Below are 23,395 nucleotides of genomic sequence, written 5' to 3'. Positions count from 1 at the left end.
TTATGCCTACTTCCTACTGCCTACTGCCTACTGCCTACTGCCTACTGCCTACTGCCTACTGCCTACTGCCTATCTAACTACCCGCACCACCGTCCTGTCCGACAACAAAGGAAGCAGCCTCGTCATGGTCCGCGCCGTCACCGCCACACACCCTTGCGTCGGCGTGAAACCCGGCCGGGCCAGATGGAAGAAGATCGCGCTGCCACGCCCGCGCCGGCGCGGCGCGATGTTCCAGTCGAGCACCAGGCAGACATCGTAGAGCCGGTCGCCGCGCTTCATCCGCTCATGGCTCGCGCCATAGGGGATCTTAACCGGCCGATTGTAATTGCGGTCGTCCGGCACCTCGCACCAGCCGAGATCCGGACCGATCGGGGCCATCGGCAGCCTCGTCCTGCGCCCGCCCGCGAAATGATCGCCCCGATAATAGCCTGACAGGATGCGCATCGACGCCAACGGCGTCGCGCCGTCCCCTTCATGCTTGTTGGCGGTGATGCCGCCGCGCCCCAAAGCGCAGGGAAACACCGTCTTGCCGGCCTGCAGGAACCCCTGCGCCGGATTGCCGGGCCGTGCGCGAACGACCAAAACACGCAAGGCTTTGGGCAAAAATGCGGCCGCCTCATTGCGCGCGCGTTTTTTCTTGTATGATTGTGTCACGGAACAAATCACTGTGATCGGCTGTTGCGCCGGTGAGCTTCCGCATAAATGGGGGGAGGTCAACTGAATATTCTTTTTAAAACAACGGATTGATCCATGACATCACGCACCATCCTGATCGTCGATGACGACGACGACCTGCGCGCCACCCTGGTCGAGCAACTGGCGCTCTACGAAGAATTCGACGTCCAGCAGGAATCGACCGCCGCAAAAGGCGTTGCCGCGGCGCGCGGCGGCGTCGTCGACCTGCTTATCATGGATGTCGGCCTGCCCGACATGGATGGCCGCGAGGCAGTGAAAATCCTGCGCAAGGGCGGCTACAAGGCGCCGATCATCATGCTGACCGGCCATGACACCGACTCCGACACGATTCTGGGTCTCGAGGCCGGTGCCAACGATTATGTGACCAAGCCTTTCCGCTTCGCCGTGCTGCTCGCGCGCATCCGCGCCCAGCTTCGCCAGCATGAGCAGAGCGAGGATGCGACCTTCTCCGTCGGCCCCTATACATTCAAGCCCAGCCAGAAGCTGCTGATCGATCCGCGTGGCGCCAAGGTGCGGCTGACCGAAAAGGAAGCCTCGATCATCAAGTATCTCTACCGCGCCGACCAGAAGGTGGTGACGCGCGACGTGCTGCTGGAAGAGGTCTGGGGCTACAATTCCGGCGTCACCACGCACACGCTGGAGACCCATGTCTATCGGTTGCGCCAGAAGATCGAGCGCGATCCTTCCAATGCCGAAATTCTTGTGACAGAAAGCGGCGGCTACAAGCTGGTTCCTTAAACATTCATGATCTAGAGCAATTCCAGGAAAGTGTGAGGCGGTTTTCCGTCCGGAATTGCGCTAAAACAAACCGAATGAGCGGTCGGGCGGGACCGCTTCGGGTACGATCCTGGCGCTGGAGGGTGATGGATCGGCTCGTTGCACGCATCGCACGATGCACGGTGGAGCGTTTCGCGCGCCCAAGAGGGCGCGCCGCTCCAAAGGAGGGACTGGACTGACCGCTCGGGGACACAGCTAGGATGGCGCTGGATGACGACATCCACATACTGTCCAGCGTGAAGCTTTTCCAGGGCTTTACGCAGGAACAACTGCGCCTGCTCGCCTTCGGCGCCGAGACCACCCTGCTGCAGGCCGACCGCAAGCTCTATCTCGAGGATGACGAGGCCGACTCCGCCTATATCGTGGTCAAAGGCCGCATCGCGCTCTACCGCGAGCAGGGCGGCGAGCGCGTCCCGATCGGCACGGCTGGCCCGGGCGCGATGCTGAGCGAGTTGGCCCTGATCGCCGACACCAGGCGGCTGACCAGCGCTTCCGCGGCGATCGATTCGGAAGTCATCCGGTTGAGCCGCAAGATGTTCCGCCGCATCCTGGAGGAGTATCCGGACCTCGCCATGCAACTGCACGCGCGCATCCTGGAGGAATTTCAGCAGATGATCGCCCGAATCGAGGAACTGGCGCCGCGGTTTACGGGGTAGCGGTAGGCGTCGGCCAGAGAGCGCCTTCGTCATTCTAAGGCGGAGCAAGGAGCGAAGCGACGCGCGCAGGACCCAAGAATGACGACCGCAAAGGCAGGCGCCTCCCCTCCCGCCGTCCCACGCTAATCCAGGTCGAACCGTGCAATAACCGGCACATGATCGGACGGCTTCTCCCAGCCGCGCGCCGCCTGCAGGATCTCGTAGCCGGTGAAGCTCGGCACCAGATTGGCTGACGACCACACGTGATCGAGCCTGCGCCCCCTGTTGGAGGCTTCCCAGTCCTTTGCGCGGTAGCTCCACCAGGTGTAGAGTTTCTGCTCGGCGGGCACGTTGAGCCGCATCAGGTCGACCCAGCCGCCGGCCTCGCGCATCGCCTCGAAATTTGTCGTCTCGACCGGCGTATGGCTGACGACGTTGAGCAATTGCTTGTGCGACCAGACGTCATGCTCCTGCGGCGCGATGTTCAGGTCGCCGACCAGGATCGACGCGGAGAGCTCGTCCTGGCACGCCGGCATGCCGTTCATCTCATGGACGAAATCGAGCTTGTGCCGGAATTTGCGGTTGATCTCCGGGTCCGGCTCGTCGCCGCCGGCCGGCACGTAGAAATTGTGGACCACCACCGACTTGCCGCCCGCCCGTACCCTGACCGACAGATGCCGGCTGTCGTCGATCTCGCAGAACCGCCGCTTTTCGACCAGCTCGATAGGACGGCGGGCGACGGTGGCGACGCCGTGATAACCCTTCTGGCCGTGGAACAGGATGTGCTCGTAGCCCGCCTTGCGGAAGGCTTTTTCCGGGAACAGCTCGTCGGGAACCTTGGTCTCCTGCAGGCACAGCACGTCGGGCGCGTGCTCTTTCAGGAGCCGCTCGACGATCGGCATGCGCAGGCGCACGGAGTTGATGTTCCAGGTGGCGATGGTGAAGGGCATGCGGCGGAGTCCAGGACGGCGAAAGTCGCCGCACTAGTGCCAGCCAAGCGCGACAAAAACAAGCTAAGCGACAACGGTCGAGGTCAGCGCTACCCCTCTTCGCTCTGCCGGGCCTCTCCTCGTAAACGGGGAGGAAGAGCTTATCTGGTTTTCGTATTCAGCTCGCGGTTCGCGGTATAGTCGATGGCAAACGTGTCCGGCGGGAAGCTGACGCCTTCCTTGGTGTTGAAGATCATCACCGTGGTGTCCTTGCCTTGAGCATCGGTGATCGTCCACTGGCGCAGATCATAGGTCTTCGGGTCGAACATCATGGTGATCATCGCATTGCCGAAGACCGACTTGTCGGAAAGCTTGATGGTGGTCAGGTCGTCCTCTTCCTTGATGGCCTTGACGCGCCCGCCGGAGAGATCGATCCGGTCGTCGAGCAGCAGCTTCAGCGGCGTCTTCGACAGCGGATAGAGGTCGGAGGTGTTGAGCTTCTTGTTGAGGATCACCACCGACTTGCCGTCGGAGATGACGCGGAAGTTCGAGGAACCGTCATAGTTGAAGCGGATCTTGCCCGGGCGTTCGAGGAAGAACTTGCCGCCGGTCTGCTCGCCTTTCGGGCCGAACTGGACGAACTCGCCGCTCATCGACTTCACTGAGGAGAAATGGTCGGCGATCTTCTGCGCCGCCGGCGGCACGGCGGCCTGCGCCGCGGCCACGAGCTGGTAGCCCGGGACGAGGTTGAGAGCGGCGACTCCGCCAAGCATCAGGCCGAGGCCGAGGACCTGGCGGCGGGTGATGGCGAATTCTGTCTGGGTCTTCATGCCGGTCGCTTCCTGTGATTCGTGTTGCCGCAGTTTCTGGACTCCCACTGGGGCTTAAGTTTGGCGGGTGCGCGGCAGGTCCACAGCCCGTCGCATTGAACGCGCCAGACGATTTCCGGTTGCTTGCTGACCCGGGCTGGCGTCTGGCCGGCCAGGGTTTGTCGAGATCCGGGCCAGGCCGGCCTCGCCTGGATTTCTATAGCCCTAGAACTTGTCCTCTTCGGTCGGCACCAGAATCTCGCGTTTGCCGGCATGGTTGGCCGGGCCGACAATGCCTTCCTTCTCCATCTTCTCGATGATCGAGGCGGCGCGGTTGTAGCCGATGCCGAGCCTGCGCTGGATGTAGCTGGTCGAGGCCTTGCCGTCGCGCAGCACCACCGCCACCGCCTGGTCGTATGGATCGTCGGAATCCTCGAAATTGCCGCCGCCACCGCCGCCGGAGCCACCCTTGCCCGACGGACCGTCCTCGTCCTCGTCCTCGTCGTCCTCGGTGATGGCGTCGAGATATTCCGGCACGCCCTGCAGCTTCAGATGCCCAACGACCTTCTCGACCTCGTCGTCCGACACGAACGGGCCGTGCACGCGCTGGATGCGGCCGCCGCCGGCCATGTAGAGCATGTCGCCCATGCCGAGCAGCTGCTCGGCGCCCTGCTCGCCAAGGATGGTGCGGCTGTCGATCTTCGACGTCACCTGGAAGGAGATGCGGGTCGGGAAATTGGCCTTGATGGTGCCGGTGATGACGTCGACCGACGGGCGCTGCGTCGCCATGATGACATGGATGCCGGCCGCGCGCGCCATCTGCGCCAGCCGCTGCACCGCGCCCTCGATGTCCTTGCCGGCCACCATCATCAGGTCGGCCATCTCATCGATGATGACCACGATATAGGGCATCGGCTCGAGATCGAGATCCTCGGTCTCGTAGATCGCCTCGCCGGTCTGGCGGTCGAAACCGGTTTGCACCGTGCGCGAGATCTTCTCGCCCTTCTTCTCGGCCTGTTGGACGCGGGCGTTGAAGCCGTCGATGTTGCGCACGCCGACCTTGGACATCTTGCGGTAGCGGTCCTCCATCTCGCGCACCGTCCATTTCAGCGCGACGACCGCCTTCTTGGGGTCGGTGACGACCGGCGTCAGCAGATGCGGGATGCCGTCATAGACCGAGAGTTCGAGCATCTTCGGGTCGATCATGATCAGCCGGCATTCCTGCGGCGTCAGCCGGTAGAGCAGCGACAGGATCATGGTGTTGATGGCGACCGACTTGCCCGAGCCGGTGGTGCCGGCGACCAGCACGTGCGGCATCTTGGCGATGTCGACGATGACCGCCTCGCCATTGATGGTCTTGCCCAGCGCCAGCGCCAGCTTCGCCTTGGTCGTCTCGAAATCGCGGCTGGCCATGATCTCTCTGAGATAGACCGTCTCGCGCTTGGCGTTGGGCAGCTCGATGCCGATGGCGTTGCGGCCGGGCACGACGGCGACGCGGCAGGCGATCGCGCTCATCGAACGGGCGATATCGTCGGAAAGGCCGATGACGCGCGAGGACTTGATGCCGGGCGCCGGCTCCAGCTCGTAGAGCGTGACGACGGGACCGGGACGGACATGGATGATCTCGCCCTTGACGCCGAAATCCTCCAGCACGCCTTCGAGCAGGCGCGCGTTCTGCTCCAGCGCGTCCTTCGACAGGCTTGGATCCTTGGCGACGTTCTTCGGCTCGGACAGGAAATGCAGCGATGGCATCTCGAACGTGTCGGAACCGATCAGCGAGGTCTGCGCCTCGCGCTGGACGCGCCCGCCCGGCACGGGTCGCGCCGCCGGCGCGGCGACGCGGGTCGCCGCATCGGAGCGGAAATTCTGCACCTTGGCGCCCGGCCCGGCGCGGCGCCGGGCTGGTCCTTCGTCGTCGAAATCGTCAAAGCCGACGCCTTCGTCATCCTCGTCGCCGAAAATGTCTTCATCGACCGGGTCAACCGAAGCGGTGCGATCATTGACCATGGCGGCGAAGAATTCCGGCTCGACTCGGGCGCGACCGCCGGGGCTCATGCGGGCCTCGGCGAACTCGGCCGATTCGACCCGCTCGGCGGCGCGTCGCCAGGCGCTGGCTTTCGGTTCCATTGGCGGTTCGAATTCGTCGCGCTCGCGCCTGCGCCGCTCGGCGCGGCGATGCAGGAAGGCGCGGAACGACAGCCACCAATGGGTGACGGCGCCGAGCGCGAGGATGCCTTCGTCGCCCTCATCCTCATCATCGTCGAACAACATCTCGTCCTGCTCGCGCGGATCGGGCCGGGCGGCGCGCTCCATGACGGCAAAGCCGTTCTTGCGCGCGATCAGCGCTGAGCCATAGGCGAACAGCCACAACATCGGCGCGGCGAGGATGACCGCTATGATGCTGGCGAAAAGCCCTTTCGGGTAACCGCCGACTGCGATGCCCGGGATTTTCAGCACCATGTCGCCGAACACGCCGCCGAGCCCGGTCGGCAGCGGCCAGGTGTTGGGCGGCGTCACGCAGCCGACGATGGCCGCGGCGAGAAGCGCGAAGCCGAACCAGGCGAAGCCACGCCTCGGCAATTTGTCGACGCCGCGCGCGGAAAACAAAAGGAAGCCCCAGATCACCGCCGGCACCAGCCCGGCGACGGCGGCAAGGCCGAAGAACTGCATGGCGAGGTCGGAGAACACCGCGCCGGCATAACCCATGGCGTTGGTGACGACATTGCTGGTGGCGTGCGAGAAGCTCGGATCGGCGACGTTCCATGTGGCTAAGGCCGCAATGCCGAAGGCGGTGAACAGGAACAGCCCGGCGCCGACCAGCCGCCCGACCTGACGCCGCGCGAATGCCTGGATGCCGTGCCCCGTATCGGTCAGCGCGAGCGGTGCTGAGGCGCCTGAACGCATGCTCTTCCCCGTGATCGTTGCCTGGCCGGGCGCATGGCGCATTCCGGCAGATTCGAACGCCAGACTATCGGGGGGAAGGTTAAGGCCGCATTAACCATGGCCATTTACCGGGCTTCAGCTCGAACAAAGATGGCAGGCCTCGCGGCCCGCCACCCTGTGCCTTGAAATGACGAAACGATCGGGCCCTTCCGGACCCGACCTGCCGCAGATCACCTGTTGCCGACGTAGGTTACCAGATTGCCGCAGAACTCGGCGTGAGGCTTGCTCATCGCCGCGTCCTGGCATTCCTTCATCATCATGTCCTGCTTGTCCTTGGGCATCGCCGCCCAGGCTGCTTTGAAGTCGGCCTCAGGCTTCATGGTCTTCATGCTGGAATCGGTGAAGAACGGGTCCATGTTGGCCGGCTCATCGAGAGCGCCGGCAAGTGCAACGCCGCTGATCATCGAAAGAGCCATTGCTCCCAGGAAGATGTTCTTGAAGTTCATCAGTTGATTCCTTCCCTCTTGTTTGGCGGGCGCCTGGATGACGCTCGCTATCCCATTACGGAATCTGGAGGGTCGATGTTTCACGCAAGTTCGATCAAGTGAATGTGATCGAAACTTCGCTTGGCAGGCGCCAAACAAAAAAGGAGGCCCGGAACGTTGTCCCGGGCCTCAAGGCGTGAGCCCCTTTCGGGAGCGTCACGACGGGATCTTGGGAGGAATTCGGGCCGGCGGGAGGATCCGCCGGCCCCTAACGAAGACGGCCTTACGGCACCACTTCGCCGTGCTGGGTGACGTCGAGGCCTTCCACCTCTTCCTGGGTCGACGGACGCAGGCCGACCAGGGCCTTGACGATGTAGAGGATCACGAAGGTAGCGATCGCCGTCCACAGGATGGTGAAGACGATGCCGTAGAACTGCTTGCCTACCGAAGCATCCTTGCCGAGGGCGTTGATGGCCGGATCGGCGAGCGCGCCGGTGAGCAGCGCGCCGACGATGCCGCCGACGCCGTGGACGCCGAAGGCGTCGAGCGAGTCGTCATAGCCGAACGCATGCTTGAGCTTGACCGCCGAGAGGTAGCAGACCACGCCGGCGATGATGCCGACGATGAAGGCGCCGGTCGGGTTGACGAAGCCGGAAGCCGGCGTCACCGCGACGAGACCGGCGACGGCGCCCGAGATGATGCCCAGAACCGAAGGCTTCTTGGCGACGATCCATTCGGCGAACATCCAGGCCAGCGCCGCGGCGGCGGTGGCGACCTGCGTGTTCATCATGGCGGCACCCGCGAGCCCGTCGGCGGCGAGTTCCGAACCGGCGTTGAAGCCGAACCAGCCGACCCACAGCAGCGAAGCGCCGATGACGGAATAGACCAGATTGTGCGGCGCCATGTTGGTGGTGCCGTAGCCTTCGCGTTTTCCGAGAACCAGCGCGCAGACCAGGCCCGCGACACCGGCGTTGATGTGGACGACCGTGCCGCCGGCGAAGTCGAGCACGCCCGCCGCGCCAAGGAAGCCGCCGCCCCACACCCAGTGCGCGATCGGCGCATAGACGAAGACCAGCCACAAGCCCATGAAGATAAGCAGCGCCGAGAATTTCATACGCTCGGCGAAGGCGCCGGCGATCAGTGCCGGCGTGATGATGGCGAAGGTCATCTGGAACATCGAGAAGACGAACTCGGGGATGTTCGAGACACCCGGCAGCCAGAGCGTCGAGACGGTGATGCCATGGTGGAAGAACCGCGAGAAGCCGCCGATATAGGCATTCAAGCTGGCGGAGTCATTGGTCGTGAAGGCCAGCGAATAGCCGAACATGAACCACAGTACGGTCACCAGGCAGGTGATGGCGAAGCTCTGCATGATGGTGGCGAGCACGTTCTTCTTACGCACCATGCCGCCGTAGAACAGCGCCAGGCCCGGGATGGTCATCATCAGCACCAGCGCCGTCGAGGTGAGCATCCAGGCGGTGTTGCCGGTGTCGAGCGCCGGCGCCGGCGCGGCGGGTGCTGCCGGGGCGGCTTCCTGCGCGATGGCGGCGACGGTGCTCATGGCCACGAGCGCGAGCGAAGCGGCCGTGCGTCCCGTCGTCTTCAAGGTGGAAGGAATATTCATTGAACTCTCCGTTGGAATGGATGGTCGCCGCCTAGAGCGCGTCGGTGTCTGTTTCGCCGGTGCGGATGCGCACCGCCTGGTCGATGCCGAAGACGAAGATCTTGCCGTCGCCGATCTGACCGGTCTTGGCGGCCGCGGTGATGGCTTCGACGGCCTTGTCGACCATGTCGGCGCCGACGGCGACCTCGATCTTGATCTTGGGCAGGAAGCTGACCGCGTATTCCGCGCCGCGATAGATTTCGGTATGCCCCTTCTGACGCCCGTAGCCTTTGACCTCGGTGACGGTCAGGCCCTGGATGCCGACGGCGGTGAGCGCTTCGCGCACCTCGTCGAGCTTGAACGGCTTGATGATTGCCATCACGATTTTCATAAGGTTTCACCCTTTGCTGTTGCGGTCCCCCGCGTTTGCACACCTTCACCGATCCCGAGGAGCCGGAGAGTGCTCGGCAGGATTCAAGCTCCGTGCCAATTGCCGAAGCAGGGCGTTAACTTGTTGTAAACAAAGGGAACGAGTGACCCGCGCACACTGTTTGTGCGGGAGCTCGTCGATCTGGCGGATCAAAAAATGGGCAAAATTCGGAAAATGCCTATTAAGTAGGCTTGAACCGGAAGCCGGCTCAGCGTTTGAGCCGGATGAGGCCTTCCTGGGCAACCGAGGCGATCAGCGTTCCATCCCGCGCGAACAGCGAGCCGCGGGTGAAGCCGCGCGACCCTTGGGTCGACGGACTGTCCTGGTTGTAGAGGATCCAGTCGTCCAGCGAATGGCTGCGGTGGAACCACATGGCGTGGTCGAGGCTGGCGGCCTGGATGTCGCGGTCGAAAATGGCGCGGCCATGCGCGAAGGTCGAGGTGTCGAGCAGCGTCATGTCGGAGAGGTAGGCGAGCACGGCCGCCTGCGTCGCGCGGTTTTCCGGCACCGGGCCGGTGGTGCGGATCCAGATGTTCTGCTGCGGCTCCAGCTTCTCGCGGCTCGTATAGTGCTTCAGCATCACCGGCTTCATCTCGATCGGCCGGTCGCGCTCCCAGTAGCGCCTGATGCCTTCCGGAACCGCCTCGCCGAACTTGCCGAGCAGCTCGCGCTGGGTGAGCAACGTGTCGGGCGCCGGCACGTCGCGCGGCATCGGCAGCTGGTGTTCGAGCCCGACCTCGTCCTGCTGGAAGGAAGCCTCCAGCGAGAAGATCGCCTGGCCGTGCTGGATCGCAACGACCCGGCGCGTGGTGAAGGAGCCGCCGTCGCGGATGCGGTCGACCTCGTAGACGATCGGCAGCTTGGTGTCGCCCGGCCGCATGAAATAGCCGTGCAGCGAATGCACATGGCGTTCGGGCTCGACGGTACGCTGCGCGGCTACCAGCGCCTGGGCGATGGTCTGGCCGCCGAAGACACGTTGCCAGTCGACCTTGGGGCTGCGACCACGATACAGATTGTGTTCGAGCTGTTCGAGGTCGAGAATGTCGAGAAGCTCGTCCATGGCCGCTGTCATGTTTGAAATCCTTCGAGGATGTGCCATGGCCGGTTTCGGACAGGACGTGCGGGCAGTCAAGGCCGCAAGCGGCGGCCGGCCGAAGCCGTGAAAGGATGATGCCATGGTCGACCGCAAGCCGGACGGAGCAGGAGCCGATGGGAAGCGCGAGGCTCTGGACGTGCTCATCGCCGGCGCCGGCTATGTCGGCCTCACCGCGGCCGTGTCGCTGAAGCAGGCGCGGCCGGGCCTCGCCATCGCCGTCGTCGACGCGGCGCCCACCGGCGTCTGGCAGCGCGACGGCCGCGCCTCGGCCATAGCGGCGGCGGCCAGCCGCATGCTGGAGCAGCTTGGCGTCTGGGAAGAGATCGCGCCGGAAGCACAGGCGATCACCGAAATGATCATCACCGATTCGCGCACGGCCGACCCAGTGCGTCCGGTGTTCCTGACCTTCGACGGCGAGGTTGCGCCCGGCGAGCCCTTCGCCCACATGGTCGCCAACCGCGGCTTGAACGGCGCGCTTCGACGGCGCGCCGAAAAGCTCGGCATCGACATCATCGAAGGCATGGCGGTCAGCGCCTTCGATGTGAACGGCGCCGGCATCACCGTGCATCTGGCCGACGGCGCCGCGCTGAAGGCGCGGCTGCTGGTCGCCGCCGACGGCGTCAATTCGAAATTGCGCGACATGGCCGGCATCAAGACCGTCAAATGGGAATACGGCCAGTCCGGCATCGTCTGCACGGTGGCGCATGAGCGCCCGCACAACGGCCGCGCCGAAGAACATTTCCTGCCGGCCGGCCCCTTCGCGACGCTGCCGCTGAAGCCGGACAAGGATGGCACCAACCGTTCGTCGATCGTCTGGGTGGAGCGCACGCAGGATGCCAAGGCGCTGGTCGACGGCGACGAGTTCGTCTTCGAGCACGATCTGGAGCAGCGCTTCGGCCTGAAGCTCGGCGAAATAAGCGTCGCCGACAAGCCGCGCGCCTGGCCGCTCGGCCTGACGCTCGCCCGCGCCTTCGTCGCGCCGCGCTTCGCGCTGGCCGGCGACGCCGCGCACGGCATCCACCCGATCGCCGGTCAGGGCCTCAATCTCGGCTTCAAGGATGTCGCGGCCCTGGCCGAGGTCGTGGTCGAGGCCGACCGGCTCGGCCAGGACATCGGCGCGCTCGACGTGCTCGAGCGCTACCAGCAATGGCGCCGCTTCGACACGCTGCAGATGGGCGTCACCACCGACGTTTTGAACCGGCTGTTCTCCAACGACATCGGCCCGCTGCGTGCCGCGCGCGACCTTGGCCTCGGGCTGGTCGAGCGCATGCCGAGGCTGAAAGAGTTCTTCATCCGCCAGGCTTCGGGCCTGTCCGGCGAAACCCCACGGCTGTTGAAGGGCGAGGCGATCTGAGCGCTTGCCGATTGGCGTAGGCCGCCGCGTCGCTTCGCTCCTTGCTCGCCATGGAATGACGAAGCGAGAGGCGTTTCGGCCAATCATGAAGGCAGTCGATCCGACCGCCGCAGCTTCGGCTTAGTTCACTTCAAACCCCAGCTTCTGCCTTAACCTCAGCATCCGCTGGTCGGCGATCCTTAGGCTTCGCTCGCCGCCTTGCGCGATGCGGTCCAGCATCGTGAGCAGATCGTCCCGTTCATGCGGATCGAGGCGCTCGCGCAAAAACGGCGCCAGCTTGTCGATGACGATCGTCGTGTCGTCGACCTGCGTGGCGGCCCATTTGGCGTAGACGACCGCCTCGTCGGTCTTCTTCGGGCTGTCGGCGATCCGCGCGATCACCTCGCGGATGATCGCCTCGCGCTGCGGCAGGACCGGGCCGTGCTCGGAGACGATCGCGGTGATCAGCGTCGCCGCCGCCACCACCGGATCGTCGATCGCCGTCAGCGGCGAAAGCGCGGCCTGGTTGCGCAATTTCTTGCGGCGGATGTTGCCCTGGACGCGTCCGACGACATCGGCGACCTCGCGCGCGGCGTCGCTCATATATTTCAGCCGGTACCACCAGATGGCGGCCGCTCCGAGCAGGCCGAGGATGGCGATCAGGAAAGGCATGCCGAATTCCCCCGAAATCGCGGCGACGATAGACGATAAGAGAAGCGCGGCCCTGCTTCAACACGCGACAGTTGCGGCGGCGAGAAATCCTGAAGATGTTTCCCGCAAGAGACAGCTTCGACCGGCGCGTCGTGCCATGACCGGCGGCTTATGACCCCGGTATGTCGTAGATCGCCCTGATTTCGACCGTACCGAGCTCCGCCAGCGGGATCTTGGCCGCAATGTCGAGCGCCTCGGCAAGATCCGCGGCCTCGACCATGACGAAACCCAGCAGTTGCTCCTTGGTTTCGGCGAAGGGGCCGTCGGTCACCAGCCGTTTGCCTTGGCGCCGCCTGAGCGACTTCGACATCTTCACCGGTTGCAGCGCCTGCGCGACGATCAGCTTGCCTTGCCGGTCGAGCTCCCTGTCATAGGCGAGCGAATCGGCATCGAGCTTGGCCGATTCCCTCGGGGTGAGCGCGAAAAGGTCCTTTTCCTCGCCATAGACCAGCAGGACATATTTCATTTCGAGCTTCCTTTCGTTGATGACGTATAGGGGGCGACGGTGTCGGTTTTGCTTGCCGTCACCGCATGGTCGAGCAGGCATGCCGCGACGCCGATGATGGCGATTGCCGCCGCCAGCCGGCCGAAGCCGGGCGCCGGCGGATCCAGCCAGAACTCTTCGAGTCGCCGGCCTTTTCGCCCCGGCCGTCCCCAGACCGCAAGAAACAGATTGTCCACCTCAACCTCCATTGGCCGCGAATGGCCGCCCGCAGGACGGTCGGGCAGACGGGAAGTCGACATTTTTGCACGCGTTTTTTTGGAGAATTTTCGAAGCGCGTCGCGCGACCACAATCATACCAGGCCATGGATGGTCTTCCGGCCCGCCCGCGCTATAGTTCCCGGGAACGCCGGCGCCCTGCCGGCGCAAACCCCGACAGACCAGGAGGAATTCATGGACCGCACCGCAAACGCCGTCTGGAAAGGCAATCTGAAAGAGGGCAAAGGCACGCTCGACACCCAGAGCGGCACCTTGAAGGGCACGCCCTATTCGTTCAAGGCGCGTTTCGAGGATGAGAGCGGCAAGTCCGGCACCAATCCGGAAGAGCTGATCGCCGCTGCCCATGCCGGCTGCTACGCCATGCAGCTGTCCCACTTCCTGGCCGAGAACGGCACGCCGGCCGCCGAGCTCGACGCCAAGGCGGTGGTGACGCTGGTGCCCGGCACCGGCATCACCGGCAGCGCCATCACCCTTGTCGGCAAGGTGCCGGGCATCGACGCGGCGAAATTCAAGGAGCTGGCCGAGAAGGCCAAGGCCGAATGCCCGGTGTCGAAGGCGTTAGGCGCCATCAAGGTGTCGTTGGACGCGAAATTGGGGTGAGACGGGAAACGGCGTCGCCCTCGGCGGTCAATCCTTGAGGGCGGCGGCACGGACATCCGAGGGCGTCGCGTCATAGCGGCGCCGGAACGCCCGGTTGAAATAGGAGAGGTCGTTGAAGCCGGCCTCGAACGCGATCGCGGTGATGCTGCGCCCGGCGTTGCGCGGATCGCAGAGCATGCGATGCGCGTGCAGCAGGCGCTGGCGCAGCATGAACTCCGACAAAGACGTGCCGTCGCTTTCGAACAACTTGCGCACATAGCGCGTGGAAAGCCGGTGGCGCCTGGCGACCTCCTCGGCCGAAAGGTCGCCGCCTCTGGCGATGATGTCTGCCTTGATGGCACGCAGCCGCGCCACTCGTGCGCCGCGCCCGCGCGCGATTTCCACCGCGTCCCTCGTCCCACCGATGGCAAGCGCCGCCAGATCGAAGATATGCGTTGTCGCCACATGCAGCTCTTCCGGGCTGAGCCCGTCGCCCGCATCCTGGACCGAATGGACATAGTCGATCAGCAGCCGCATCGCTCCGGTGCCGGTCGGTAGCGGCCGCATCAGCGCGACCGCGGGATCGCCGATCAGCGGCGAAAGCTGTTTGAGGGAAAAGCTCATATTGACGAAGCGGATGCCGCCCGGCTGGATGACGTTGAGGCCGACTTCTTCACCGCTCATCATCAGCGCGTGGCCGCCGCCGACCGGCTCCTCACGGCCGCGATGCTTCATCACGCTTGCGCCGTCCAGCGCCGCGAGCAGGACAAGATCGTCGCTGTCGATCAGCCTCGTCGAATGATAGACCCGGAATGCCGAGCAGGTGCCCGTAGCGATGCCCAGCCCCGGCAGCGCGCGCACCCGCATATCGACATGCGTCGGGTCGAGCGGATCGAGATCGACCTTCAGCACCGTGCGGCCATAGACCTCGCGCATGACCTCGACACGATCCCGCTCCGGGACCATGTCCGTGACCAGCCTGAACGAAGCCGACGGCCCCCTTGCCGCAGTCATCCGCACCCCCTGCCTCTGACGGATGGCCCGCGGGGCCATCGCCAATTTTGGAGGCCGGTTCCCGCTGTGGACGAACCGGCTCCAGAGGCGCGCTGATATGCGCCGAGGTTCCCGAAACGTCAATACAGGGCCGTTTTGGCCGCTTTAAGGGCCGCCTCGTCCAAGCTGCCCCTCGCCGGCCTCGCCTAGTTTGCGGCGCGCTTCGGCAAAGCCGGCAGCGCATTCCGAAACAATCGAAGGGGGTTCGATGTATCACCTGCAACTGTTCAAGACGCTGTCTCAATTGTCGTCAGCCGGCTTCAATCCTCGCGTCTATCTTTTGTCTCTCGCGCTCGGCAAAGGCGCAGCCGACCATCGCGACCTGAAACTGCCGCCTCGCCTTGGCGAGCGCCGGCCATGACCGCGAGACCTGTCTTTCCGATATCGTCGCTTGTCGGCCTTTTCGTTCTCGCCGGCTGCACAAGCCCTCAGGGGGCCGGCCTTGCGATGGGCGCGGTCGGCGCCATGGCCGGCGGCGGCGGGTTGAACCCGCTTTCGGCGGCGATCGGCCTCGGCACCATGGCGGCCGCCGATTCCGCGGCCGCGTCGCAGGCGGGTGTCATCACGCCGCAGGAGCAGGCCAAATATGCCGGCATGTCCTGCGCGGAATTGCGTCAATTGACGGCGAACTATGCGGCGGCTCAAGGCGCGCGCCCGGCGGCAAAGAAATATGGCGGCATGGCGCCTGCCGGCAAGATGGCCATCGCCAACCAGGTCATCTCCACCCGGCTCACCTATTTGAAACAGCTTGTGGCGAGCAAAGGATGCTGACCGGCCTTTCGCGTTTGGGGCGGGCGAGGCTTGTTGGCCTGGCTGCGCTGGCGGGATCGTTGGCCTTGGCAGCCACCGACGGCTTCGGCCAGGGAATCGGGCCGACGATCCGCTCGCATCGCAGCCCGATACCGGTGGCGCTCGTAGGCCAGTGGAGTTTTGCGGCCGCAACCGGCCAGTATTGCGACCCGCTCGGCGACTGCGCGCCGGGCAGCGGCGGCAGCATTACCTTCACATTCGGCGTCGGCGGGCGTGCCGAATACAGCCTGTTTCAGTCCTCGCTGGTCGAAGGCTGCGGTCAGGTTCAGTCGCTGAGGTCTATGGCCGGCACGGCAAGAGCGGACGGTTCCACGCTGGTGCTTACGCCGAAATCGGGAACCTACAAATCGTTCAATGGCTGCCGGCCGGACCTCACCGGAAACTGGAAACTTGGCGCTGAAGACCTGAAGCCGGTTTCGTTCAGCTGGCAATTGGATGAAGGGGAACTGAAGCTCGTCGACCCTACGGGCGAGGCCAGCGGCATCTACAACAGGAGGTGATACGCCGGGTTGTTATCCGGCGCCCAGCGCGTCGATCTTCGCGCGCAGTGCCGCGACCTCTTCCTCGAGCGCCTTCACGCGCGCTTCGAGATCGCTATCCGAAGATGTCGCTGCCGGCTGCCACGGAGCCGTCACCGCTGCCGCTTCCACCGGCCCGCTCAGCAAATGAACATAGCGCTCCTCGCGCTGCCCGGGGGCGCGTTCGAGCAATTGGATCAGCGGCGGACGGCGGCCGATCATCAGGTCGAGATTGTCGCGCAGCTCCTCGATCGAGGCGACGCGCGCCATGCGCTCCGAGCGGGCCAGAAGCTCATGCGCGGTCTGCGCGCCGCGCAGAAGCAAGAGGCCAATCACCGCGATCTGCGGCGTCGTCAGCGAAAAGCGCTGCGCCATCAGATGCTCGTAGCGCTCGACGCGCGAGGCGAAGGCCTGGCGCACCAGGCCCTTCTGCTCGAGCGAGCTCAGCGCCCGCCGGATTTCGGTGAGTTCCAGCGCCATCACCGGCTCGCGCGCCGTCTTCTGGTTGGCGGCCTGGTGCGCGCCGTTGAGCGTCAGCGGATAGACGTCCGGCGTCAGCTCCTTCTTCTCGATCAGCGAGCCGAGCACGCGGGCTTCGGTGGGAGAGAGGATGGGGAGATCTTCGCTCATTGAGTTGCCTATCCTTTCAGGCTGGAGGGACAGCAACCCCCTCTGTCCGGCAGGACAGAGGGGGTTGCGAAGGATCGCGACCTAGCGGTTGCTGTCACCAAACCCTTTTCGCCTCAGACCCTTCTCTCCACCATCATCTTCTTGATCTCGGCAATCGCCTTGGCGGGATTGAGTCCCTTCGGGCAGGTCTGCGCGCAGTTCATGATGGTGTGGCAGCGATAGAGCCGGAACGGGTCTTCCAGATTGTCGAGCCGTTCGCCCGTCGCCTCGTCGCGGCTGTCGATCAGCCAGCGATAGGCCTGCAATAGGGTGGCCGGGCCGAGATAACGATCGCCGTTCCACCAGTAGCTCGGGCACGACGTCGAGCAGCAAGCGCACAGGATGCACTCGTAGAGCCCGTCGAGCTTCTCGCGGTCCTCGTGGCTCTGCAGCCATTCCTTGGCGGGCGTCGGCGAGACCGTCTGCAGCCAGGGCTGGATCGAAGCGTGCTGGGCATAGAAATTGGTGAGGTCGGGCACCAGGTCCTTGATCACAGCCATGTGCGGCAGCGGATAGACCTTCACCGCGCCCGAAATGTCCTCGGCGCCCTTGGTGCAGGCCAGCGTGTTCGAGCCGTCGATATTCATGGCGCAGGAACCGCAGATGCCTTCGCGGCAGGAGCGGCGCAAGGTCAGCGTCGGGTCGATCTTGTTCTTGATCCACAACAACGCGTCGAGAACCATCGGCCCGCAATCGTCCATGTCGACGAAATAGGTGTCCATGCGCGGGTTCTCGTCGTCGTCCGGCGACCAGCGATAGATGCGGTATTCGCGCAGGTTCGTGGCGCCTTCCGGCTTCGGCCAGGTCTTGCCTTGCTGGACCTTCGAATTCCTGGGAAGCGTGAGTTCGACCATTACTTGCGGTCCTTTCGGATGACGAGCTTCAGCCCGGACCAGATTTCGTTCACGGCGGCGACCTTGACGTCGACCAGGTCGCGCTTCAGCGCCTCCGACCGGATGACGTCCTCGGTGACGTCGGTCGGCACTTTCGATGCCTTCTTCGGCCAGGAAACCCAGACCATGCCGTCGCGCTTGATCGCCGTCTCGATGTGGGCCAAGCCGTCCTCGATCTCGGCGCGCTGCCGGGTGAAGGCATGCACGGCATCGTATTTCCGGCGGCCCGAGATCGCCGACCATTTGGACAGCCGATCGACGCCGGCAAAGGACACCGCCTCGGTCAGCTCGTCGAGCTCCGGAGGCAGCGCAATGAAGGCGGCGACCATGCCGTCCCTCAGGCCGAGCTTGGCCGGAAGGGGCGTGCCGGAATATCCCGTGGTCGCCAATGCCATGGTCAATACACCCGCGCCTTCGGCGCGATCTTGGCCAGGCTGATGCCGCCGTCCTTTTCCGCCAGCAGCGGCTCGGTGTGCACCGGCCGGTAGGTCAGCGTCACCTTGCCGTCTTCGCTCAGATGAGCCAGCGTATGCTTGCGCCAGTTGGCGTCGTCGCGCTTGTCGAAATCCTCGCGCGCGTGCGCGCCGCGGCTCTCCTTGCGCGCCTCGGCGCCGTAGACCGTGGTGATGGCGTTGGCCATCAGGTTTTCCAGCTCCAGCGTCTCGACGAGGTCGGAATTCCAGATCATCGAGCGGTCGGTGACCTTGATGTTCTTGAGCTCGCCCCAGAGTTCCGAAATGCGCTTGCAGCCGTTCTCGAGCGATTCCTGCGTGCGGAACACGGCGGCGTCTTCCTGCATGGCGCGCTGCATTCTCTCGCGGAGCACCGCCGTCGGCGTCGAGCCGTTGGCGTGGCGCAGCCTGTCGAAGCGCTCCATGATCTTTTCGACCGAAGCTTCGTTGGGCGACGGGATCGCCGATTTGCGGTCGATCACCTGGCCGGCGCGGATGGCCGCCGCCCGCCCAAAGACGACGAGGTCGATCAGCGAGTTCGAGCCAAGCCGGTTGGCCCCGTGCACCGAAGCGCAGCCGGCCTCGCCGACGGCCATCAGGCCAGGCGACACGCGGTCGGGATGCTCGACCGTCGGGTTGAGCACCTCGCCCCAGTAATTGGTCGGCACGCCGCCCATATTGTAGTGCACCGTCGGCAACACCGGGATCGGCTCCTTGGTGAGGTCGACGCCGGCAAAGATCTTGGCCGATTCCGAAATACCCGGCAGCCGCTCATGCAGCACGGCCGGGTCGAGATGGTCGAGATGCAGGAAGATGTGGTCCTTGTTCTTGCCGACGCCGCGGCCCTCGCGGATCTCCAGCGTCATGCAGCGCGAGACGACGTCGCGCGAGGCGAGGTCCTTGGCCGACGGCGCGTAGCGCTCCATGAAGCGCTCGCCCTCGGAATTGACGAGATAGCCGCCTTCGCCGCGCGCGCCTTCGGTGATGAGGCAGCCGGCGCCGTAGATGCCGGTCGGATGGAACTGCACGAACTCCATGTCCTGCAGCGGCAGCCCGGCTCTGGCTGCCATGCCGCCGCCGTCGCCGGTGCAGGTATGCGCCGAGGTGGCGGAGAAATAGGCGCGGCCATAGCCGCCGGTCGCCAGCACCACCATCTTGGCCGAGAAGCGGTGGATGGTGCCGTCATCGAGGTTCCAGGCGACGACGCCGGTGCAGGTGCCGTCCGGCTCCATGATCAGGTCGAGCGCGAAATACTCGATGAAGAACTGCGCGTTGTTCTTCAGCGACTGGCCGTAGAGCGTGTGCAGGATGGCGTGGCCGGTGCGGTCGGCGGCCGCACAGGTGCGCTGCACCGGCGGACCGTCGCCATAGTTCATCATGTGGCCGCCGAATGGCCGCTGGTAGATCTTGCCTTCCTCGGTGCGCGAGAACGGCACGCCGTAATGCTCGAGCTCGTAGACGGCGGCCGGCGCCTCGCGCACCATGTATTCCATGGCGTCGACGTCGCCGAGCCAGTCCGAGCCCTTGACGGTGTCGTACATGTGCCACTGCCAGGAATCGGGACCCATGTTGGACAGCGAGGCGGCGATGCCGCCTTGCGCGGCCACCGTGTGCGAACGCGTCGGAAACACTTTGGTGATGCAGGCGGTGCGCAGCCCCTGCTCGGCCATGCCGAGCGTGGCGCGCAGGCCGGCGCCGCCGGCGCCGACGATCACGACGTCGAATTTATGGTCGACAAAAGTGTAGGCGGAAGCCGTGTTGGCTGTATTTGCGTTGGCCAAGACGTCAGCCTCCGAATGCGAGTTTGAGCAGGGCAAACAGCGAAGCGACGCCGACTGCCACGCAGAAGAAGGTGTTGAGCGCGATCAGCGCCAACCTCAGGCCTTCGCCATGCACGTAATCCTCGATGATCACCTGCATGCCGATGCGCATGTGGTAAAGCGGCGAGATCAGCACCAGCCCGAGCATGACCACCACGAACGGGTTCGCAAGCGCCGCCCGCACATCCGCGTAGTCATGGCCGTTGATCGCGATCAGGAAGCCGACGAAGAACAGGATCAAAGGAATGTTGGCGATGGCGGTCAGCCGCTGCCGCCAGAAATGCCCGGTGCCTTCGCGGGCCGAACCGAGGCCGCGGACTCTCGCCAGCGGCGTGCGCATGTCCGAATTGTTCGCGCTCATCAGAAAGCTCCCCGCGCCATGTAGCCGGCGATCCAGATCAGCAGCGTCAGCACGATCGAACCGGCGAGCGTCGCCCAGGCGATCTTCGACGCGGTGTGCTTTTCCAGTCCCGCGCCGGTGTCCCAGACGAGGTGGCGCAACCCGCCCAGCATGTGGTGCATCAGCGCCCACGTGTAGCCGAACAGAACCAGCCGGCCGAGCCAGGAGCCGAAGGCCCAGTTGACCCAGTCGAAGGCGGCCTGCGAGCTCGAAGCCGCGATCAGCCATGCCGCCACCAACAGCGTCCCGAAATAGAGCGCGCCGCCGGTGATGCGATGGATGATCGACATCGTCATCGTGATCGGCGGCCGGTAGATCGTCAGATGCGGCGAGAGCGGTCGTTCGCGTCTGGCAATTGCGCGGGTGGCTGGTGATTTGCTCATGGCTCCCCCAGTTCGGCATCCTGGAGCCGCGATGCGGCGTTTGCCGCCCTCATATATGGCTTCGGACAGCCGGTTTCTAATGCTCTTTTTGCACCGCGTCAAAGCCGGAAAATCGTTTTGGAAACATCATTTAGTCTGACAAATTGGAGGCCGCGCGCTTCAATCGATTAGCGATTGTTAGAAGCCGGCGCAGCGTTCGCTGCAGTGCAACAACTGCCCTATCTTCTGCACGACTGCGGGGTGGATCCCCTCTTCATCACCAGTGCCTCGCGTCCGTCGATCACGATTGCGTCATGCGTCGCCGCTTCCTGGTAGCGGCTGCTCTGGTTGGCGGGCGAGGCGGCGAACTCCTCGGCCGAGCCATCGGGCCGCATGACGCGCAATGCGCTGCCCAGATTCTGGATGGTGATCATGCCGCCATTGCCGCATCTGTAGGTGGCCGTGCCGATTCCGGACCGCGGCGCGGTAAGGTCGGTGACGATCTTGGTTGGCGGTGCGGACGTCTTGGCCGCTGTCGGGACCGACGCTGCCGCAGGTACTGGAGGCATCGCCGGTATCGACGTCGCCGCTGGCGCGGCGGGCTGCTGGGTCGGCGCAGGCGAAGCCGGCGGCGGTGCGGCATCGGCCGACTTCGGCGCGCCGTCCTGCGGCACGCAGGCCGCGGCCGCGAGAAGCAGCGGGATGATGATCGAGACCCGAACCGTGTGGCCAAAGCTCATAGGCTGCCCTTTCGTGCGCGGCACCCTACAGCAATTCCGGGAAAAGTGTGAACGGTTGGGTTCGGCGCCTTCGCCGTGGCCTTCCGTCCGGAATTGCGTCGAAACAAAGAGATAGCCGCTTGCCGTTACTGTGAAACGGTGGACCGCTGTAGCCACGCGACGTTGCAAGATCAAGGTGACCTGGAGTCAGAGCGGCACTGCGACCGCCCTGTTGCCCGGGAAGTCGGCCCTCGAAATTAACCATGTTCCTTAAGAACCGGCGCCGAAAGCCCTGCCGCCTCTTAACAAAGGTTAAGAAAGAGTTAATTTCCGATTCGAACCGGATTCCAGGCGCGATCTGTCGCGCCTATCAAGGGAGAGCGACATGCGTTCGAATTCAGTGCGGGCAAGCCTCGCGGCCGCCGCGCTGGCGGGGTTTGTCATGGCAATCGCCGCGCCGGCCGAAGCCGGCTTGCGCCATCACGACCGCGTCTATGCCGATTCCTTCGGCAATCTCGTCATCGACAGCGCCGCCGGCTACAAGCGCATCGTCGTCGGCGAGGGCAAGCTTGCGAAAAAGCTTTCCGAATTCACCGGCGCCGGCCAGCCGGATGTCGTCTATGACGATGCGGACGAACCCGGCGCGCCCGGTTGCTACCAGCCGCCGGTGCTGGTGAAGGGCCGCTCCTATATGTACGGGCTTTCCGACGGCGAGATGCCCAATCTCAGCCCTTGCCGTTGAAGATCGTCGCCTGGCGCCGTCGCAGCGCGCCTGACACGCGCACGCAGTCGCGGCCGGCATTCTTGGCGTCGTAGAGCGCGGCGTCGGCGCGCCGCAGGAGATCGGCAAAACCCTCATCAGCGGCCAGCTCGGCTACGCCGAAGCTTGCGCTGCAGCGATGTTCGGCGGGCAGGCCATCGATCGGCAGGGCGCCGAACGCATTGCGCGCGCCTTCGGCAAACAGCCGCGCCGCGGCAAGATTGGTGCCCGGCAGGATGATGGCGAACTCCTCGCCGCCGATGCGGCCGGCGACATGATGTTCGGCGGCGGCTTCGCGCAGGAAACCGGCGAAGGTCTCGATCACGCGGTCGCCGCAGGCATGGCCGTAGCTGTCGTTGATGCGCTTGAAATAATCGAGATCGGCGATCACCAGCGCCACCGGCACGCCGCGCCGAACGGCGTCCCGCATGGCAAGGTCGGCATGGCGTTCGAAGCCGCCGCGGTTGAACAACCGGGACAAGGTGTCGGTTTCCGATTTCGAAGTCGCCTCGGCCAGCGCGTCGCGCACCAGCACGGCCAGGGCAAGCAGCGCCAGCGCCAGCCCGAACACGGTGCCGAGCGATTGCGACACCAGCGCGTAAGCCGTCTGCACATAGGCCTGCGGATTGGCGCCCCAGCCGCCCAGCGCACCCGCGATGAGCGGCTTGGAGGCAAACTGCACGGCGCTGGCGCCGAGCACCAGCGCCAGCACATGGTCGAGCCGCGCGAGCCTTCGCCTGGAGGACAGCACGATGCCGAGAGCGGCGAACTGCATGACGGCGTAGGGAAGCTGGTAGGCCATCATCCGCGTCAACGAATGGCGCGGCAGGTCCTGCACCAGATAGACGGCGACCGAGGCAACGACGAGGAAGCAGAGCATCTGCGGCCAGGGTGGCCGCACGCCATATTTGTGGGCGAGCCCGCCATTGAAGGCGACGGTTGCGCCGAGGAACACGGCAAAGGCGGCAACGACCGGCAGTCGGGCGTCCGCGAAAGCGGGAATGCTGAATTCGATGGCGAAATAGGCCATGCCGAGCAGGTAGCTGAAGGCGAGCCAGCGCGCCGACACGCGCCCGGTGTCATAGACGGCAACCGCCATGAATGCCGCTGCCAGCAGCCCGGCGACGAGCAGGTTGATCATCAGTATGAAGTCGGCGCTGCCCATATCTGCCTTCGTCGGACGTTCCGGACAGAAAAGCATCGACGGGCGAAGAACACGTTAATGCCGAGGCATGACCGCAGGCTACAGGCC

The 23,395-nt window shown here is 64.7% G+C and carries 27 protein-coding genes; 7 read left to right on the top strand and 20 right to left on the bottom strand.

What is annotated here, in order from left to right; genetic code table 11:
• Nucleotides 1-69 precede the first annotated feature (69 nt).
• Nucleotides 70-603 carry a L,D-transpeptidase gene (locus FJW10_RS28910; RefSeq protein WP_246674400.1) on the bottom strand — a complete coding sequence of 178 codons (534 nt, stop codon included), beginning with the start codon at nucleotides 601-603 and terminating at the stop codon, nucleotides 70-72.
• 147 nt (nucleotides 604-750) lie between these two features.
• Here FJW10_RS28910 and FJW10_RS28905 point away from each other — a divergent pair, with 147 nt between their 5' ends.
• Nucleotides 751-1,434, top strand: coding sequence for a response regulator transcription factor (locus FJW10_RS28905; protein ID WP_040991447.1), 684 nt, complete (start codon nucleotides 751-753; stop codon nucleotides 1,432-1,434).
• A 239-nt stretch (nucleotides 1,435-1,673) separates the two neighbouring features.
• Entirely contained in the window at nucleotides 1,674-2,129 is a 456-nt protein-coding gene (locus FJW10_RS28900; RefSeq protein WP_140902589.1) for a cyclic nucleotide-binding domain-containing protein, read from the top strand.
• Nucleotides 2,130-2,251: 122 nt separating this feature from the next.
• Here FJW10_RS28900 and xth read toward each other — a convergent pair whose 3' ends face one another.
• The 7 genes from xth to tesB form a co-directional block, all read right to left on the bottom strand.
• On the bottom strand, nucleotides 2,252-3,058 hold the full coding sequence (xth, locus tag FJW10_RS28895; protein ID WP_140902588.1) for an exodeoxyribonuclease III: 807 nt from the start codon (nucleotides 3,056-3,058) through the stop codon (nucleotides 2,252-2,254).
• Nucleotides 3,059-3,198: 140 nt separating this feature from the next.
• Nucleotides 3,199-3,867: an outer membrane lipoprotein carrier protein LolA gene (locus FJW10_RS28890; protein ID WP_140832545.1), complete on the bottom strand. Its 669-nt coding sequence runs from the start codon at nucleotides 3,865-3,867 to the stop codon at nucleotides 3,199-3,201.
• Between the two features lie 204 nt (nucleotides 3,868-4,071).
• Nucleotides 4,072-6,750, bottom strand: a complete 2,679-nt coding sequence (locus FJW10_RS28885) for a DNA translocase FtsK (RefSeq protein ID WP_140902587.1) — start codon at nucleotides 6,748-6,750, stop codon at nucleotides 4,072-4,074.
• Nucleotides 6,751-6,959: 209 nt separating this feature from the next.
• Nucleotides 6,960-7,235 carry a hypothetical protein gene (locus tag FJW10_RS28880; protein ID WP_140832539.1) on the bottom strand — a complete coding sequence of 92 codons (276 nt, stop codon included), beginning with the start codon at nucleotides 7,233-7,235 and terminating at the stop codon, nucleotides 6,960-6,962.
• Nucleotides 7,236-7,497: 262 nt separating this feature from the next.
• Nucleotides 7,498-8,775: an ammonium transporter gene (locus FJW10_RS28875; protein ID WP_281405146.1), complete on the bottom strand. Its 1,278-nt coding sequence runs from the start codon at nucleotides 8,773-8,775 to the stop codon at nucleotides 7,498-7,500.
• 94 nt (nucleotides 8,776-8,869) lie between these two features.
• A complete protein-coding gene (locus tag FJW10_RS28870) occupies nucleotides 8,870-9,208 on the bottom strand; it encodes a P-II family nitrogen regulator (protein ID WP_006327120.1) in 339 nt (112 codons plus the stop codon).
• Between the two features lie 247 nt (nucleotides 9,209-9,455).
• Nucleotides 9,456-10,319 carry an acyl-CoA thioesterase II gene (gene tesB / locus FJW10_RS28865; protein ID WP_140646056.1) on the bottom strand — a complete coding sequence of 288 codons (864 nt, stop codon included), beginning with the start codon at nucleotides 10,317-10,319 and terminating at the stop codon, nucleotides 9,456-9,458.
• Nucleotides 10,320-10,422: 103 nt separating this feature from the next.
• Between tesB and FJW10_RS28860 the strand changes: the two genes are divergently transcribed.
• Entirely contained in the window at nucleotides 10,423-11,697 is a 1,275-nt protein-coding gene (locus FJW10_RS28860; protein ID WP_140902585.1) for a ubiquinone biosynthesis hydroxylase, read from the top strand.
• 120 nt (nucleotides 11,698-11,817) lie between these two features.
• On the opposite strand, the gene FJW10_RS28855 is transcribed toward FJW10_RS28860, so the two are convergent.
• The 3 genes from FJW10_RS28855 to FJW10_RS28845 all read right to left on the bottom strand — a co-directional run bounded on the left by FJW10_RS28855 (nucleotide 11,818) and on the right by FJW10_RS28845 (nucleotide 13,182).
• Nucleotides 11,818-12,348 (bottom strand): hypothetical protein, encoded by a 531-nt coding sequence (locus FJW10_RS28855; protein WP_140902584.1) that lies wholly within the window; start codon nucleotides 12,346-12,348, stop codon nucleotides 11,818-11,820.
• 148 nt (nucleotides 12,349-12,496) lie between these two features.
• Nucleotides 12,497-12,853: a YciI family protein gene (locus tag FJW10_RS28850; protein ID WP_140832527.1), complete on the bottom strand. Its 357-nt coding sequence runs from the start codon at nucleotides 12,851-12,853 to the stop codon at nucleotides 12,497-12,499.
• Nucleotides 12,850-13,182 carry a hypothetical protein gene (locus FJW10_RS28845; protein ID WP_246674399.1) on the bottom strand — a complete coding sequence of 111 codons (333 nt, stop codon included), beginning with the start codon at nucleotides 13,180-13,182 and terminating at the stop codon, nucleotides 12,850-12,852. Before FJW10_RS28845 ends, FJW10_RS28850 begins: the two co-directional genes overlap by 4 nt.
• Before the next feature lie 100 nt (nucleotides 13,183-13,282).
• Here FJW10_RS28845 and FJW10_RS28840 point away from each other — a divergent pair, with 100 nt between their 5' ends.
• Nucleotides 13,283-13,708 (top strand): OsmC family protein, encoded by a 426-nt coding sequence (locus FJW10_RS28840; protein ID WP_140785513.1) that lies wholly within the window; start codon nucleotides 13,283-13,285, stop codon nucleotides 13,706-13,708.
• Nucleotides 13,709-13,735: 27 nt separating this feature from the next.
• Here the strand turns inward: FJW10_RS28840 and FJW10_RS28835 are convergent, their stop codons facing one another.
• The gene (locus FJW10_RS28835; RefSeq protein ID WP_140902583.1) at nucleotides 13,736-14,701 is read right to left on the bottom strand and encodes an AraC family transcriptional regulator; all 966 of its coding nucleotides are present in this window, start codon (nucleotides 14,699-14,701) and stop codon (nucleotides 13,736-13,738) included.
• Between the two features lie 396 nt (nucleotides 14,702-15,097).
• Between FJW10_RS28835 and FJW10_RS28825 the strand changes: the two genes are divergently transcribed.
• Nucleotides 15,098-15,511 (top strand): hypothetical protein, encoded by a 414-nt coding sequence (locus tag FJW10_RS28825; protein ID WP_181166909.1) that lies wholly within the window; start codon nucleotides 15,098-15,100, stop codon nucleotides 15,509-15,511.
• On the top strand, nucleotides 15,505-16,050 hold the full coding sequence (locus FJW10_RS28820) for a hypothetical protein (protein ID WP_140902582.1): 546 nt from the start codon (nucleotides 15,505-15,507) through the stop codon (nucleotides 16,048-16,050). Before FJW10_RS28825 ends, FJW10_RS28820 begins: the two co-directional genes overlap by 7 nt.
• A gap of 12 nt (nucleotides 16,051-16,062) precedes the next feature.
• On the opposite strand, the gene FJW10_RS28815 is transcribed toward FJW10_RS28820, so the two are convergent.
• From FJW10_RS28815 to FJW10_RS28785, 7 genes are all read right to left on the bottom strand, one after another.
• A complete protein-coding gene (locus FJW10_RS28815; protein ID WP_140902581.1) occupies nucleotides 16,063-16,698 on the bottom strand; it encodes a DUF480 domain-containing protein in 636 nt (211 codons plus the stop codon).
• Between the two features lie 113 nt (nucleotides 16,699-16,811).
• A complete protein-coding gene (locus FJW10_RS28810) occupies nucleotides 16,812-17,591 on the bottom strand; it encodes a succinate dehydrogenase iron-sulfur subunit (protein WP_140646046.1) in 780 nt (259 codons plus the stop codon).
• Nucleotides 17,591-18,025 carry a DUF3052 family protein gene (locus tag FJW10_RS28805; protein WP_140832512.1) on the bottom strand — a complete coding sequence of 145 codons (435 nt, stop codon included), beginning with the start codon at nucleotides 18,023-18,025 and terminating at the stop codon, nucleotides 17,591-17,593. The genes FJW10_RS28810 and FJW10_RS28805 overlap by 1 nt, the downstream gene beginning before the upstream one ends.
• A 2-nt stretch (nucleotides 18,026-18,027) precedes the next feature.
• Nucleotides 18,028-19,863 (bottom strand): succinate dehydrogenase flavoprotein subunit, encoded by a 1,836-nt coding sequence (gene sdhA / locus FJW10_RS28800; protein ID WP_140902580.1) that lies wholly within the window; start codon nucleotides 19,861-19,863, stop codon nucleotides 18,028-18,030.
• A gap of 4 nt (nucleotides 19,864-19,867) precedes the next feature.
• Nucleotides 19,868-20,263: a succinate dehydrogenase, hydrophobic membrane anchor protein gene (gene sdhD, locus FJW10_RS28795; RefSeq protein ID WP_140646043.1), complete on the bottom strand. Its 396-nt coding sequence runs from the start codon at nucleotides 20,261-20,263 to the stop codon at nucleotides 19,868-19,870.
• Entirely contained in the window at nucleotides 20,263-20,685 is a 423-nt protein-coding gene (gene sdhC / locus FJW10_RS28790) for a succinate dehydrogenase, cytochrome b556 subunit (protein WP_140902579.1), read from the bottom strand. Before sdhC ends, sdhD begins: the two co-directional genes overlap by 1 nt.
• 218 nt (nucleotides 20,686-20,903) lie before the next feature.
• The gene (locus FJW10_RS28785) at nucleotides 20,904-21,404 is read right to left on the bottom strand and encodes a hypothetical protein (RefSeq protein WP_140902578.1); all 501 of its coding nucleotides are present in this window, start codon (nucleotides 21,402-21,404) and stop codon (nucleotides 20,904-20,906) included.
• Between the two features lie 364 nt (nucleotides 21,405-21,768).
• On the opposite strand from FJW10_RS28785, the gene FJW10_RS28780 reads away from it, so the two are divergent.
• A complete protein-coding gene (locus tag FJW10_RS28780) occupies nucleotides 21,769-22,125 on the top strand; it encodes a hypothetical protein (RefSeq protein WP_140902577.1) in 357 nt (118 codons plus the stop codon).
• Here FJW10_RS28780 and FJW10_RS28775 read toward each other — a convergent pair.
• Complete coding sequence (locus FJW10_RS28775; protein WP_140902576.1) at nucleotides 22,109-23,308, bottom strand: GGDEF domain-containing protein; 1,200 nt, start codon at nucleotides 23,306-23,308, stop codon at nucleotides 22,109-22,111. The genes FJW10_RS28780 and FJW10_RS28775 overlap by 17 nt on opposite strands.
• Nucleotides 23,309-23,395: the final 87 nt, after the last annotated feature.

It is taken from the genome of Mesorhizobium sp. B4-1-1, from assembly GCF_006439375.1.
Taxonomy (GTDB): domain Bacteria; phylum Pseudomonadota; class Alphaproteobacteria; order Rhizobiales; family Rhizobiaceae; genus Mesorhizobium.
The sequence above is the reverse complement of the archived record's forward strand: the minus strand, read 5'-3'. Positions and strand labels throughout refer to the sequence as shown.